We start from the raw sequence: 14,449 nt of genomic DNA on the forward strand, positions 1-14,449 counted from the left end.
ACTCCTGGCGATCAGATCGCGGGCGCCGCGACGGGCAGGCGAAGAGCGCGGTAGGCGATGAGGCCGATGGGAACGGGAGCCCAGTAGGTGATGGCGCGAAAGAGGAGCACGGCCTGGAGAGCCGGAGTGGTGGGGGTGTCGAGCGCCGCCAGCGCGGTCAGCAAGGCGGCCTCGGTGGTTCCCATGCTGCCGGGGAGGGGGATCGCCGCGCCCGCGGCTGCTCCCAGGAGGTAGGCGGTGAGCAGGGGGAGCGTGTCCTCGGCGCTGGCCATCGTGCCGGGCACGGCCTGGACGCTCAGCGCGAACGCCACGGCCAGGACCAGGGTGGTGCCGGCCGAGCAGAAGAGCGTGAGGGCCAGGTCGACCGGACGGCGACACAGGTCGCTCAGGCCCGTCAGGGTCCGGACGACGGCAGGCGAGCGGACGGCGCGACGCCCCCAGCGAAGCGCGACCGGCAGCAGAACCAACACGACCGGAACCAGCAGAAGTGCGAACGGCCAAAGGAGGTGCGGGTTGAGATGATCGCCGCCACCCAGCGCGAGGACGCCCGCAATGAGCAGGAGGTCGGCGGGGGCGCCGGCGGCTTGAAGGACGGCGACGGCCACGAGCGCGCCCGCCAGAGGCATGCCGCGAGTCACCAGGTAGCGGGTGTTCACAGCGGCGCCGCCGAGCCCGCCTGGAGTGACCCGGTTGGCGGCGGCCGCGGTGAACTGGGCCAGGAGCGTCCGGTGCAGGGGGAGCGCCGTCCCGGCCGCGCCCCTCAGTGCGACCGCGGCGAAGACGTAGTGCAGAACCGAGAGCACCGCGAGAGGAGGGAGGAATTCCCAGCGCGCGTCGCCGAGTGCCACGAACGCGTTGAGGGCATGGCTGACGCCCTGGGTGAGAACCAGTGCGGTGATGATCCCGGCCAGGGGCACGAGCGCGAGCGCTATCCGGATCCAGCGGGACTGGTCGACGGCCGTCCGCACCCGAAGGAACAGCGCGATCGTCGCGCCGGGCCTGGGGGCGGCGTCACCGGCCGGGGCGGGGATCCCGGTGGGCGTCGCGGACGCGGCGCCGGCGGCGATGTTCTCCACACTGGTGTTGTCGGCGATTTCGGTGACATTCATGCGGCGACTGGATTCACTTTGGGAAAACGGTGGCCACAGAATGGGAATGATCGCCGGAGGGTGCCGCTATGCGGCGGGTTGATACCGGTCTTCGCGTGTTTGTGCGCCGATGTAGCGGAGCATCCGCCGCAGGGCGCGGTGGTTGAGGCCGCTCGGGACCATCCGGTACCCCTGCCGGTGGGCGAGCGCGAGCGCGCCGAACCGCGCCTGGTCGAGTGGCGTCCAGGGGATGTCGAAGCGGTCGCGGACGAGCGTCGGCAGGCAGCCGAAGGTGATGAGGCGCAGCGGACGCTCGGCGACGAACCGTCCGGCACGCTCGAGCCTCGCCCCGCCGACCGGCATCAGCGTGACCGTGTCCGATCCGTACTGCGCGATCTCCAGCGCGCGCGCCGCGGCGGGCGTGAGCTCGAGGCGCTCGGCGCAGACGCGCCAGAACTTCGCCCGGAAGGCGGCGTGGTCGGGCGGTACGGGACGCATGCTCACCCCGTACCGCGAATACCAGGCGACGGTCTCGGCATAGAGGCGCTCGCGGCACTCGGCCGTGAGGGTCTCCGGGTGGAACATCTCGACCGACCTGAAGATCTCCCAGGTGAACGTCGCGTGCGCCCACCAGAAGGTCTCGGGCTCGAGCGCGTGGTACCGCCGGTTCCGCTCGTCCACGCCGCCGATGGCGCGGTGCAGGTCCCGGATGCCCCGGGCGCGCTCCGGACCGTCCGGCGCGAGGATCGTCGCCCAGATCTGCGGCACCGACCGGTGGATGCGGTCGAACGGCGCGTCGAAGAACGCCGAGTGCTCCGACACGCCCGCACCGATACCGGGATGCATGAGCTGCATCAGCCCGGCCGCCGCACCCGGCAACAGCGACCGCAGGTCACCGGCGTAGTGCCGCAGCAAGGACGGGGTCTCGGCGCCTCCGTTCCCGAACGGGCTCGCCATCGCACCTCCCGGTAACCATCCACTTATCAGACTGGAGCCCCTTGAGACGAAAGTCAATATTTGTCTCACCCCCACCCCGACCTGCCACCAGCCCACCCCCCATCCCCCGACGCCCGACGCCCGACGTCCGGTGCCCGGTGCCTGGCGTCCGAGGGCCGACGCTCGACGCTCGACGCTCGGCGTCCGGTGCCCGGTGCCCGGTGCCCGGCGTCCGGTGCCCGGCGCCCGAGGGCCGACGCTCGACTTCCGGCACTCGGCGTCTGAGGTTCGGCGTCTGAGGGGGGACGTCCGAAGCTCGGCGCTCGATGTTGCGGTTTCGAGGCTCAGCGCTCGGCGTTCGAGGCCTGGACTTTGGGGCCGGGTTCGAAGCTTGGCGGCTGGCGCTTGGTGTTCGACGCTGGCAGTGGGATGACGTCTGGCGCGGAGCGACTTCGGCGGTCGCGGGCCAGGTCGGCGCGGCCGGGTTGGCTGTTGGTGGTGTGGCTGGCTACCAGGGCCAGGCGGCTTCTTCGCAGGTGACGATGGCGCAGGGCCGGATCTCGGATCTGGCGTTGCGAAGGTAGGCGACACCGCGTTCCGCGACCTGTGCGAGTCGGAGGCGATCGAGGCCGAGGATGCCGGGTGGGGTCCGGAGTTCCTGGCGGAGCGGGCGCAGCGAGTCGGTAGTCCTGCCGTTCGACAAGTCGCTGCTGTTCCCCCCGGTTGGGGGTGGGGTGTCGCGCTGCCGTGCTGGCGGACGTCGGCCAGTGCCGTCCGGAGGAGCGGGGCGCGGTTCGGGTGCTGGGGATGGTGCTCGGATGGCGGGGCGTGCCGTCCGGCGAGGGGGTGGGGACCGGACGGCACGCGCTCGGGGGGGGGTGTTCGGAGGTGCGAGTGCTCACTCGGCCTGCTAGGTACCAAGGCTGTCTGATCGGCAGCTCGGCGGTTCCCGCTAGGAGGCTGGTTTGTAGATGGCTACGGCGCAGGCGCTGCCTAGGCCGATGTTGTGTTGGAGGGCGACGCGGGCGTTCTCGACTTGGCGGGCGTCGGCTTTGCCTCGGAGTTGCCAGGTGAGTTCGGCGCACTGGGCTAGGCCGGTGGCGCCCAAGGGGTGGCCCTTGGAGATGAGGCCGCCGGATGGGTTGACGACCCAGCGGCCGCCGTAGGTGGTGTCGGCGGCGTCGACGAGTTTGTGGCCTTCGCCGGTCGGGGCCATGCCGAGGGCCTCGTAGGTGATGAGTTCGTTGGCGCTGAAGCAGTCGTGGAGTTCGATGACGTCGACGTCCTCGATGGCGACCTCGGCTTCGGTCAGGGCCCGGGCGGCCGCGCGTTGGGTGCAGCCGAAGCCGACGACCTCGATGGACGAGTTGTCCTCGAAGGAGTCGGCCGTGTCGGTGGCAATGTGATGTCCGGCGATCTCGACGGCCTGGTCCCAGAGGTCGTGCTCGTCCACGAAGCGCTCGGAGGCGATGACGGCGGCGGCCGCGCCGTCTGAGGTGGGGGAGCACTGGAGCCTGGTGAGCGGGTCGAAGATCATCGGCGCGTTCTTCACGTCGTCCAGGGAGTACTCGGTCTGGAACTGCGCGTACGGGTTGTTCGCCGAGTGCTTGTGGTTCTTCCAGCCGATCCACGCGTAGTGCTCGGGCGTGGAACCGTACTTCTCCATGTGCTCGCGTCCGGCGTTGCCGAACATCTGGGGCATGGGCGCCTTGTCCATCTCCCAGGGGCGTCCCGCGGTCATGGAGCGCAGGTGATGGTCGATGATCGTCACGGACGAACTGCCCACGCCCGCGCCCAGCGATCCCTTCTGCATCTTCTCCATGCCGAGGGCCAGGACGCAGTCGGCGAGCCCGCCGCGCACCGACTGCCGCGCCAGGTACAGCGCGCTCGAGCCGGTGGCGCACGCGTTGGAGACGGTCATGACAGGAATTCCGGTCATGCCCACTTCGTACAGGGCGCGTTGGCCCATCGCCCCGTACACCGACCCCGCGTAGGCCTGCTCGACCAGGCCGTAGGCGACGCCCGCGTCGGCGAGCGCCTTGGTCACGGCCTCCTTGGCCATGTCCGGGTACTCCCAGTCGCGGGAACCGGGCTTCTCGAACTTGGTCATGCCCACGCCGACGACGAAGCTGCGGTTGGCCATCGGGCTCGCCTCCAGATGCCGAATCGGGTTCGGGAACACGATAACCCGAACGACCAATCGAGCGCTCGCTTGGGTCTAGGGGCCCTTCGTGGATCCGCGCGTTGCCCACGTCGACGGCCGAGGGTGTGCGGACGGCGAAGGGGGCGCGAGGTGGTGGCCGTTCGCGGGTTGGCGGTGGTGCTGACCCGCGAACGGTGGGGTGGGGTCAGGTGTTCATGGACTCGCGGAGGGCGGTGGTGAAGGCGGTGACGTCGGCTTCGGTGGTGTCGAAGGCGCACATCCAGCGGACCTCGTCAGAGGGGTCGCCGTGGTAGAAGAACTGTTCGCGCAGGAGTTCGGCGGGCTTTTCGGGGAGCCGCGCGAAGACGGCGTTCGCGTCGACGGGGCGGACGATCTCGACCCCCGGGACGTCCCGCACCTGGTCGGCGAGGAGCCGTGCCATCGCGTTCGCATGACGGGCGTTGCGCTGCCACAGGTCGCCGTCGAGGAGCGCGACGAACTGGGCCGAGAGGAATCGCATCTTCGACGCGAGCTGCATGCTCGACTTGCGCAGGTAGTCCGGGCCGCGCACCGCGTCCTGGTTCAGGACGACGACCATCTCGCCGAGCATCATGCCGTTCTTGGTGCCGCCGAACGACAGGACGTCCACGCCCACGTCGGTGGTGATCGCGCGGAGCGGGACGTCCAGGGACGCGGCCGCGTTCGCGAGGCGGGCGCCGTCCATGTGCAGGAACATGCCGCGCTCGTGCGCGCACGAAGCGAGTGCGGCGATCTCGTCCGGTGTGTAGACGGTGCCGACCTCGGTGACCTGGGTGATGGACACGACGGCGGGCTGGGAGTGCTGCACGTTCCCGAAGCCCGTCGCGCGGCGGGCGACCGCCTCCGGCGTCAGCTTCCCGTCCTCGGCGGGCACCGGCACCAGCTTCAGGCCGCCGACATGCTCGGCCGCGCCGCACTCGTCCTGGTTGATGTGCGCGGACTCGGCGCAGATCACCGAGCTCCACCGTTCGCACATCGCCTGCAGGCCGACGACGTTCGCTCCGGTTCCGTTGAAGACCGGGAACGCGGTGGCGTGCGGGCCGAAGTGGCGTCCGACGACACGGTCGAGGCGCTCGGTCCACGCGTCCGATCCGTAGGCGACCTGGTAGCCGGTGTTGGCCTCGGCGAGCGCGGCCATCACCTCCGGGTGGACGCCCGCGTGGTTGTCGCTGCCGAAGCCGTGGTGGACGTCAGAAGAGCTCAAGGCGGGATCCGTTCACTTCGGAGGCAGGCCGGTTCCAGAGGCCGCAGACGGTCTCGGCGAGGTCGTCCACCGTCGTGAGACCCGGCTTGGCCTCACCGACCAGCGCCTTCACGACGAGGATCGTGGCGGCGCCGCCGCCCGCGGAAGCGGCCTCGTTCGCGGACGTGAAGGAGGCGGCCATCGCGAGGGTCCAGGTCTCGGCCGCGGCCTTGGCCGCGCCGTAGGCCGCCGAGCGCGCGTCGGGGCGGCGGGCGGCGGGCTGGGACACCATCGCGAAGCGTCCGGCGGGCGCGTCGCGCAGCGCGTCGTGGAAGGCGAGCGTGGTGTGCTGGAGCGTCCGGACGACCTGGTCGTGCAGGAACGTCCAGTCCGCGAGGTCGGTCCCCTCGAAGGACGGCGCGCCGCGCCAGCCGCCGACCAGGTGGATCAGCCCGTCCACGCGTCCGTGCCCGGAGATCACGTCGTCGGCGAAGCGGCGGGTCGCGTCCGGATCGAGCAGGTCGACGGCCGTGGGGACGACCTGCGGGGAGTCCCATGGGTGGACGCTGCGTCCGGCGGCGATGACGAGCGCGCCGTCCTTGGCGAGCCGCTCGGTCACGGCACGGCCCGCGGCGCCGTTCGCCCCGGTCACGACGATCACTCGGCCGTCAGCACTGGAGGTTTCGGTCATGACCGCATTCTGCCCGTCCGGCGGACCGCCTGACGGATCCCGGGTCGTGCGGACGGACGCGCCGGAACCCCGGGGTCAGCTGGCGGCGGGCATCTCGGAGAGGTGGGCGACGTCGTTGTAGACGACCGGGGTGAGGCGGTCGCCGCCGCGCCGCCAGCGGGTCATCGAGGCGTTGGCGATCGAGTCCTTCTCGATCTCCAGGACCTCCTGCTCGGTGAGGCCCTCCACCAGGTAGCGCGTGGTCACGACGATCGCGTCGTGCGCGACGACCAGGACGCGCTCGCCCGCCGCCTCCTGGTCGAGATCGCGGTAGAAGGAGCGGAGCCGCAGTGCCAGGTCGGCCCAGGACTCGCCGGCGGGCGGCCGGTAGTAGAACTTGCCGAGCTTGAGCTTGCGCTCGAACTCCTCGGGGTGGCGCCGCCGGATGCCCGCGCCGGTCAGGCCCTCGAGGATGCCCTGGTCCCGGTCGCGCAGCCGCTCGTCGATCTGGACGGGCAGGTCGAACGGCGTCTCGTCCAGGGCGATGCGGGCGGTGTCGAGCGCGCGCTTGAACGGGGACGAGTAGACCAGCGTGGGGCGCTCGTCGGCGGGACGGGCGGCGAGCCAGCGTCCGAGGTTGGCGGCCTGGGCGCGTCCGAGGTCGGACAGGGGCACGTCCGCGTCGCGCTCGGCGACGCCGCTCTCCTCGAGCCCGTGCGCGTGCGCGTCGCGCCAGGCGATGTTGGCGGTGCTCTCACCGTGCCGGGTCAGGTTCAGCCATTCCAGCGCCTTCACAGGCGCCATGATTCCACGTCCGATCCGTCCGTCTCGACCCCGGTTCCGCGCCGTTCCGCGCGCCGCCTCCTTCCACCGACGTCCGGACGCGCCGCGCCGGGACCTCCGGAACGGCTCGCGGCCGGGATGTTCTACAGCGCGTAGTACCCTTGGCCCCCTATGACGAACGCCCTGGCCACCGTGATCATCGTGGTGTCGCTGCTCGCCGCCGCCTACAGCCTGTGGAGCGCCTGGCGGGACAAGGCGATGGGCGTGCCGCACCTGGTCGCCCTCGGGGTGCTGGAAGTGCTCCTCATCACACAGGCGGTGGTGGGGTTCGTGAAGGTGTCGGGCGGCGAGGGCCCGCACAGTTCGGCGACCTTCGTGGGCTACCTGCTGGCCATCCTGCTGATCCCGCCCGCGGGCGCGGGCTGGGGGCTGCTCGAACGGTCCCGGTACGGGCCCGGCGTCATCGTCGTGGCCTGCCTGGCCGTCGCCATCATGATCGTACGTATGCAGCAGCTGTGGCAGGGGACCAATGTCTGACCGTGCGGAAGCGACCACGCGGAGCGGCCCCGGGCGGCTGCTCGTCGCCGTCTACGCGCTGTTCGCGCTGGCGGCCGGCGCGCGCGCCGGGGTCCAGATCGGCACCAAGTTCTCCGAGGCCCCGGTCGCCTACCTGCTGTCGGCCGTCGCCGCGGTCATCTACGTCCTGGCGACGGTGGCGCTCGCGCTCGGCGGGCGGACGTCGCGGCGGGTCGCCGTCGCCGCGTGCTCGGTGGAGCTGCTCGGCGTGCTCGTCGTCGGAACGCTGAGCCTCGCCGACGCGTCCGCGTTCCCGGACGCGACCGTCTGGTCCGGCTTCGGCCGCGGCTACGGATACGTACCGCTCGTCCTGCCGATCGTCGGGCTCGTCTGGCTGTGGCGCACCTCCCGGACGGACGGCCAGGCCTCCGCTCCCACCGCCGCCAAGGACACGGCCCCCGACACCGGGTCCACCTCCGCCTGACCCGAACGCACCAGGTCCGCGTGCATCAGCTCCATGTGCACCCGGTCCGCGTGCGTCAGTCTCATGTTCGCCTGGTTCGCGTTCGCGTGACCTGCGTTCGTCCGCCGGACGGGGTGCCACGTGTGGCGTGTGGGCGGTGTGCGGGGCGGCCCGACCCGGGAGGTCGTCCGGATCGAAGCGGTCGCCCCGCACACCGCGAACCCCCTCCCCGGGGTCCTCGCCGGCGCCGCTCGGACGGGGTCCGGCGGCGTCCGGACGGCGGTGACTCACGCGTTCCTCACGCGGCGGTCATCGGGCTGCGGCCGACGGGCAGCGCGTGCACGGTGGCGCGGGCCAGCTTCTCGACCTGCTCGTGGGAGTACTCGGCGGTGGGGTGTTTGCGGATCCAGCGGAGCATGCGGAACGGCGTGGCGAACACGACGCCGTCGGCTTCGAACGGTGAGCGGGCGAGGCGTCCGCCGTGCACGATCAGCAGCGGCCGGACGACGACCTTCTCGCCGGTCTCCTCGGTGAGCAGCCGCTCGATGGTCTCGGCGGAGCCGTTCAGTGTGGCCATCAGCTTGGTCATCGTGCGGCCGTCGACGAAGACCTTGCCGCCGTAGGGGGCGATCTCGGTCTCCGGGTGCCACGCCTCGTTGTGGATCAGCCAGATCCCGCCCGGGCCGACCAGGACCTCGTCGGCCTGCTCGTGGTCCGGGACGGTCCGCGCGTGCAGCACACGGTGGCCGCGCCGTTCCAGGGTGTACCGGAGCAGCCGGTCGGTGCGCTGGTCGCCGCGCAGTCCGCGCCGCCACACGCTCGAGGCGTTGTATCCGCGCCAGTGGAAGTAGAAGTCCAGAAGTGAAACCACGGCGGCCATCACGATGCCGAACACGGCGTTCACGAGGGCCCCGCACAGAATGAGCGTCAGCGCCGCGAATATGATGCGGTTCCGAAGCCTGGTCTTTCGTCCGCGTTCCCAAAGCTCCGCGTACACGGCCTGTGGCGTTCCGCCAGTGAACGCCGTCCTGTCGCGTAGATAGATGGAGCTGCCGCCCATCGCCCGTCCCTCCCTCGCACCTGCGGTGACGACTCCGATTATGGAGATACCCGCGAGATTGGGACAGCCCGTCATGGGGTGACGGAACTGAGGCCGAAACGCTACCGAAGCGCAAGAGATATTGCTATGGGGGAGTTCCGCCGAAGGTTCTCCTGTGTGCTCTTGACCTTGGGTTTAGAACGTTCTACGCCGGAATGGCGAAATGCTCGGTGAAACTATCGCCGCAAGGGTCGGTTCCGGTTTCGCGGTCGTGATCTTGCTCACAGTAGGCGCACGGTGCCCGGTTCGCGGCGCTCCGTAGGGCCCGCCACACTGGACGGATGCACGCCGACCGCCGCGCCGCCCTCGCCGGACTGCCCGTCCGGACCGTCGTCCCCGCCCTCCGACGGGCGCTCGGCGAGCGGGGCGTCGCCGTGCTCGCGGCCCCGCCCGGCACCGGCAAGACGACCTACGTTCCGCTCGCGCTCGCCGGGCTCCTCGACGGCCCTGAGCAGGCCGGACGCGTCGTCGTTCTCGAGCCGCGCCGCCTCGCCGCCCGTGCCGCCGCGCGCCGCATGGCCTGGCTGCTGGGGGAGAGGGTCGGCGAACGCGTCGGGGTGACCGTCCGGGGTGAGCGGCGGCCCGGCTCGGCCGTCGAGGTCCTGACGACCGGCGTGCTGCTCCAGTGGCTGCAGAACGACCCCGAGCTGGAAGGGGTCGGCACGGTCATCCTGGACGAGTGCCACGAGCGGCACCTGGACGCGGACACGACGCTCGCGTTCCTCCTGGACGTCCGCGCGACGCTCCGCCCCGACCTGCGGATCGTCGTCGCGTCCGCGACCGCGGACACGGGCCCCTGGGCGGACCTGCTCGGCCGTGAGGACGACGCCCCCGCGCCCGTCGTCGAGGCCGAAGCCGTCCTGCATCCCGTTGAGGTCGTGTGGGCGCCGCCGGAGCGTCCCGTCCGGCCGCCGCACGGGATGCGCGTCGACCCGGCGCTGCTCGCGCACGTCGCCGAGACCGTCCGGCGGGCGCTGGCCGAACGCGACGGCGACGTGCTCTGCTTCCTGCCGGGCGTCGGCGAGATCGCGCGGGTCTCCGGGATGCTCGGCGGGGTCGCCGCGGACGTCCTCCAGGTGCACGGGCAGGCCCCGGCGGCCGTGCAGGACGCCGTGCTCGCCCCTGCGGACGGACGGCGGCGCGTGGTGCTGGCGACGTCGGTGGCCGAGTCGAGCCTGACCGTCCCCGGGGTCCGGATCGTGGTGGACGCCGGGCTGGCCCGCGAGCCGCGCACCGACCACGCGCGCGGACTCGGCGCGCTGACCACCGTCCGGGTGTCGCGCGCCGCCGCCGACCAGCGCGCCGGACGCGCCGGACGCGAGGCCCCCGGTGCCGTCTACCGCTGCTGGACGCAGGCCGAGCACGACCGGCTGGCGGCCCGTCCGCGTCCGGAGATCGAACTCGCCGACCTCACCGCGTTCGCGCTGCACGCGGCGAGCTGGGGCGATCCGTCCGCGGCCGGGCTGGCGCTGCTCGACCCGCCGCCCGAAGCGGCGATGTCGGCGGCCCGCGCGACGCTCGTCGCACTCGGCGCGACCGACGGCGACGGCCGGGTGACCGATCGCGGAGAGCGGCTCGCGGGGCTCGGCGTCCATCCGCGGCTGGCCCGCGCCCTGCTGGACGGGGCGTCCGCCGTGGGCGCGCGGACGGCCGCGCAGGTCGTGGCGCTGCTGTCCGAGCCTCCGCCGCCCGGCGCGTCCGACGACCTGACCGCCGTCTGGCGGCGGCTGCGGCGCGAGGGCCCGCCCGCCGACGCGCACGCCGCCCGGTGGCGTGACGAGTTCCGCCGTCTGGAGCGCGCGATCCCGGCGACGAACGCCCGGGGAGGCGGGGACGACGCGTCCGCCGGGCTCGTGGTGGCGCTCGCGTTCCCGGAGCGGGTGGCCCGGCGGCGGGGCGGCGGGTACCTGATGGCGTCGGGGACCGGGGCCGATCTGGCGGACGGCTCGGCGCTGACCGGCGCGCGGGCGGAGTGGCTGGCGGTCGCGGTGGCGGACCGTCCGACCGGGGCGGCGTCGGCGCGCGTCCGCCAGGCCGTCGTGATCGACGAGGACGTCGCCCGCCGCGCCGCCGCGCCGATGCTCCACTCGGGCGAGGAGGTGGCCTGGCGGGACGGCGACGTCGTCGCGCGCCGGGTCGAGCGGCTCGGCGCGATCGAGCTGTCGGCGCGTCCGCTCCGCGACCCCGACTCCGAGCTGGTGCGCGGCGCGCTGCAGGACGGCCTGCGCGCCCAGGGCTCCGCCTTGCTCCGCTGGACCGAGGCGGCGAACGCCCTGCGCGAGCGGCTCGCCTTCCTCCACCGCGAGCTGGGCGAACCCTGGCCCGCCATGGACGACGCCGCGCTGGCCGAGCACGCCGGAAGGTGGATCGACGCGTCCGGGGCGCGTCGCCGCGCCGACCTGGCGAAGATCGACGTGACGTCGGCGCTGCGCGGACTCCTGCCATGGGAGTGCGCCGCACGGCTGGACGAGTTCGCTCCCGAACGCGTCGAGGTGCCGTCCGGCTCGCGCGTGCGCGTGGACTACTCGGGCGAGCACCCGGTACTGGCCGTCAAGCTGCAGGAACTGTTCGGCTGGGACGCCACGCCCCGCATCGCGGGCGGCCGTGTCCCGCTGGTCGTGCACCTGCTCTCGCCCGCCGGACGCCCCGCCGCCGTGACGTCCGACCTCGCCTCGTTCTGGCAGGAGGGGTACAAGGCCGTCCGCGCCGAGCTGCGCGGCCGCTACCCGCGTCACCCCTGGCCGGACGATCCGACCCAGGCGACCGCGACCCGCCGCGCCAATCCCCGCCGCTAAGACGTCTCAAAGCCGCCTGCCCCACTGCGCGACCCACCGGCTGAGACACGCCCTGGTCGGCGTCAGCCCTCGGCCTGGTCTCGGCGGGTGGTGATCAGGGCCTCGATGCCGTCCAGGATGCGGGCGAGGCCGAACTCGAAGGCGTGCTCGGGCCCGACGGCCCCGTCGTACACCTCGGCCGCCGCCGGGCCGACACGGTCGCCGAGGGGGTAGCGGCCCGGGGGGACGTGCTCCTCCAGGAACGGCGCGGTCGCCTCCCACCACTCCCGGTCGGTCAGGCCGGTGCGGCGCTCGGCCCGCGCGCGGTTCACCGAGATTCGCGCGGTGCTCTCGGCGAGGGCGTTGATCAGGGTGACTGCCGAGTCCATCTCCAGGTCGGTCAGGCCGATGCCTTCGATGGCGCGCAGCTCGTCCTCGTACTTGTCGAGCAGGTGGGGGCCGAGCGGCGGACGCGCCGTCGCGACCTGGAGCAGCCACGGATGCGCGTGGTAGAGCCGCCAGTTCTCGCGCGCGACGTGGGCGACCCGGTCGCGCCACCCCGCCGCTCCATCCCCCGCCGCCCGGCCGCCGGGAGCCTTGTCGCCGGGCGGGACGATCTCGCCCATCGCCCGGTCGAGCATGGCGTCCAGCAGCTCGGCCTTGCCGGGCACATAGGTGTAGACCGACATGGGGGAGACGCCGAGGTCGTCGGCGATCCGGCGGATCGACACCGCCTCCAGGCCGTCCGCGTCGGCGATCTCGATCGCCCGGCCGACGAGCCGCTCGGGCGTCAGCTTCGGACGCGGCCCGCGGCGCGGCCTCTCCCGCACGCCCCAGAGCAGCTCCAGGCTGCGGCGCGGGTCGCCGGCGCCGGTGTACTCGGTCGTCACGTCCCCATCCTCGCAGAGATCGCCGGAGGTTCCCGAAAAACTTTGTACAGCGTACGGAAATCTGTGGCAGTCTTAACTCTGTACGACGTACAGAGTTGGAGGCCGAATGACGACCGCTGTGGTGGCCAAGTCCCTGAGCAAGCGCTATGGCGACACCGCCGCCCTGGACGGGCTGTACCTGGCCGTCCGCACCGGGACCGTGCACGGGTTGCTCGGGCCGAACGGCGCGGGCAAGTCGACGACCGTCCGGATCCTCGCCACGCTCGCCCGCCCCGACGGCGGCCGGGCCGAGGTCGACGGGCACGACGTGGTCCGCGACGCCGCCCGCGTCCGCGCCCGGATCGGGCTGGTAGGGCAGCACACCGCCGTGGACGAGGTGCTGACCGGACGCCGCAACCTCGTGATGTTCGGGCGGCTCGCCCACCTGACCAGCCGCGCCGCGCGCCGCCGCGCGGACGAGCTGCTGGAGTCCTTCGGCCTCGCGGACGCCGCCGACCGCCCCGCCGGGACCTACTCCGGCGGGATGCGCCGCCGCCTCGACCTCGCCGCCGGAATGCTGCTCGCTCCCGCCGTCCTCTTCCTGGACGAGCCGACCACCGGGCTCGACCCGCGCGCCCGAGCGGAGGTCTGGCGGGCCGTCCGCGACCTGGCGGACCGCGGCACCACCGTCCTGCTGACCACGCAGTACCTGGAGGAGGCCGACCGGCTCGCCGACGACATCTCGGTGATCGACCGCGGCCGGGTGATCGCGTCCGGCACCCCGGAGGGGCTGAAGGCCGAGCTCGGAGGCGACCGCTTGGACGTGGTGATCGCCGACCCCGGGGACCTGGCCGCCGCGTCCGCCGCCGTCGAGCGGGTCACCGGCTTCCGGCCCGAGGCCGACGAGGACGCGCTGCGGGTGTCGTCGCCGGTCGCCGACCGGGTCGGCGCGCTGTCCGGGACGCTCCGCGCCCTGGACGACGTGCACGTCACCGTCGCCGACATCGCCGTCCGCCGCCCGACCCTCGACGAGGTCTTCCTCCGCCTCACCGACCGCCCCGAGAAGCCGATCATGAAGGAGACCGCCCGATGAGCGCCGCGACGCTGCGCTGGACCGTGCTGGACGCCTGGACGATGACCGTCCGCGAGCTGGAGCGCCGGGTGCGGCGCCCGGGCGCGCTGATCGCCGCCCTCGCCTTCCCGATCATGGTCGTGCTGATGATGGGCTACCTGTTCGGCGGCCAGATGGACGCGCCGGGCGGGAACTACCGCGAGTTCATCATGCCGGGGATGTTCGCGCTGACCATGGCGTTCGGCCTGGAGGGCACGTTCACCGCGATCGCCGCCGACGCGTCCCGCGGGATCACCGACCGGTTCCGCGCGCTGCCGCTGTCGGCGTCCGCGCCGGTCGCCGGGCGCTGCGCGGCCGACCTGGTGGACGCCGTGCTCGGCCTCGCGGTGATGGCGCTCTGCGGCCTGGCGATCGGCTGGCGCTGGCACGACGGGGCCGTCCGGGCGCTGGCGGCGTTCGGGCTGCTGCTCCTGCTGCGCGCCTCGCTGGTGTGGGCGGGCGTCTGGCTCGGCCTGATCGCCAAGGGCCCGGAGTCGGTGATGGTCATCCAGGTGCTGGTCTGGCCGGTCGGCTTCCTGTCGAGCGCGATGGTCGACCCGTCCACGATGCCGGGCTGGCTGGGCGCGATCGCCGAGTGGAACCCGCTGTCGACGACGGTCACCGCGTGCCGCGACCTGTTCGGCCAGCCGGGCTGGGAGGCCCACTCCTGGCCCGGACGGCACGCGCTCGCGCTGGCCCTCGCGTGGCCGCTGGTGATCACGGCGGTCTCGCTGCCGCTGGCCGTCCGCCGCTACCGGCGGCTCAGCTAGGGCGG

At 72.8% G+C, this 14,449-nt stretch carries 13 protein-coding genes; 5 read left to right on the top strand and 8 right to left on the bottom strand.

What is annotated here, in order from left to right:
• Positions 1 to 11: 11 nt before the first annotated feature.
• The 6 genes from AB0L06_RS27100 to AB0L06_RS27125 all read right to left on the bottom strand — a co-directional run bounded on the left by AB0L06_RS27100 (position 12) and on the right by AB0L06_RS27125 (position 6,863).
• Positions 12 to 1,109: a lysylphosphatidylglycerol synthase transmembrane domain-containing protein gene (locus AB0L06_RS27100; RefSeq protein WP_500233916.1), complete on the bottom strand. Its 1,098-nt coding sequence runs from the start codon at positions 1,107 to 1,109 to the stop codon at positions 12 to 14.
• Positions 1,110 to 1,175: 66 nt separating this feature from the next.
• Positions 1,176 to 2,045, bottom strand: a complete 870-nt coding sequence (locus AB0L06_RS27105) for an oxygenase MpaB family protein (protein ID WP_500233917.1) — start codon at positions 2,043 to 2,045, stop codon at positions 1,176 to 1,178.
• Positions 2,046 to 2,976: 931 nt separating this feature from the next.
• Entirely contained in the window at positions 2,977 to 4,167 is a 1,191-nt protein-coding gene (locus AB0L06_RS27110; RefSeq protein ID WP_500233918.1) for a lipid-transfer protein, read from the bottom strand.
• A 205-nt stretch (positions 4,168 to 4,372) separates the two neighbouring features.
• Entirely contained in the window at positions 4,373 to 5,410 is a 1,038-nt protein-coding gene (locus tag AB0L06_RS27115) for a threonine aldolase family protein (protein ID WP_500233919.1), read from the bottom strand.
• Positions 5,397 to 6,080: an SDR family oxidoreductase gene (locus AB0L06_RS27120; protein WP_500233920.1), complete on the bottom strand. Its 684-nt coding sequence runs from the start codon at positions 6,078 to 6,080 to the stop codon at positions 5,397 to 5,399. Before AB0L06_RS27120 ends, AB0L06_RS27115 begins: the two co-directional genes overlap by 14 nt.
• A 75-nt stretch (positions 6,081 to 6,155) precedes the next feature.
• Complete coding sequence (locus AB0L06_RS27125; RefSeq protein ID WP_500233921.1) at positions 6,156 to 6,863, bottom strand: histidine phosphatase family protein; 708 nt, start codon at positions 6,861 to 6,863, stop codon at positions 6,156 to 6,158.
• Positions 6,864 to 7,013: 150 nt separating this feature from the next.
• Here AB0L06_RS27125 and AB0L06_RS27130 point away from each other — a divergent pair, with 150 nt between their 5' ends.
• Both AB0L06_RS27130 and AB0L06_RS27135 read left to right on the top strand, forming a co-directional pair.
• The gene (locus tag AB0L06_RS27130) at positions 7,014 to 7,379 is read left to right on the top strand and encodes a hypothetical protein (RefSeq protein WP_500233922.1); all 366 of its coding nucleotides are present in this window, start codon (positions 7,014 to 7,016) and stop codon (positions 7,377 to 7,379) included.
• Entirely contained in the window at positions 7,372 to 7,842 is a 471-nt protein-coding gene (locus AB0L06_RS27135) for a hypothetical protein (RefSeq protein WP_500233923.1), read from the top strand. The genes AB0L06_RS27130 and AB0L06_RS27135 overlap by 8 nt, the downstream gene beginning before the upstream one ends.
• Before the next feature lie 277 nt (positions 7,843 to 8,119).
• Here the strand turns inward: AB0L06_RS27135 and AB0L06_RS27140 are convergent, their stop codons facing one another.
• A complete protein-coding gene (locus AB0L06_RS27140) occupies positions 8,120 to 8,725 on the bottom strand; it encodes a nuclease-related domain-containing protein (RefSeq protein ID WP_500233924.1) in 606 nt (201 codons plus the stop codon).
• A gap of 476 nt (positions 8,726 to 9,201) precedes the next feature.
• Here AB0L06_RS27140 and hrpB point away from each other — a divergent pair, with 476 nt between their 5' ends.
• Complete coding sequence (gene hrpB / locus AB0L06_RS27145; protein WP_500233925.1) at positions 9,202 to 11,715, top strand: ATP-dependent helicase HrpB; 2,514 nt, start codon at positions 9,202 to 9,204, stop codon at positions 11,713 to 11,715.
• A gap of 62 nt (positions 11,716 to 11,777) precedes the next feature.
• On the opposite strand, the gene AB0L06_RS27150 is transcribed toward hrpB, so the two are convergent.
• Entirely contained in the window at positions 11,778 to 12,584 is an 807-nt protein-coding gene (locus AB0L06_RS27150; RefSeq protein ID WP_500233926.1) for a TetR/AcrR family transcriptional regulator, read from the bottom strand.
• 106 nt (positions 12,585 to 12,690) lie between these two features.
• Here AB0L06_RS27150 and AB0L06_RS27155 point away from each other — a divergent pair, with 106 nt between their 5' ends.
• A complete protein-coding gene (locus AB0L06_RS27155; RefSeq protein ID WP_500233927.1) occupies positions 12,691 to 13,656 on the top strand; it encodes an ATP-binding cassette domain-containing protein in 966 nt (321 codons plus the stop codon).
• Positions 13,653 to 14,444 (top strand): ABC transporter permease, encoded by a 792-nt coding sequence (locus AB0L06_RS27160; RefSeq protein WP_500233928.1) that lies wholly within the window; start codon positions 13,653 to 13,655, stop codon positions 14,442 to 14,444. The genes AB0L06_RS27155 and AB0L06_RS27160 overlap by 4 nt, the downstream gene beginning before the upstream one ends.
• The last annotated feature ends 5 nt before the right edge of the window (positions 14,445 to 14,449 follow it).

The sequence above is a fragment of the Spirillospora sp. NPDC052269 genome (genome assembly GCF_040679435.1).
Lineage (GTDB): Bacteria > Actinomycetota > Actinomycetes > Streptosporangiales > Streptosporangiaceae > Spirillospora.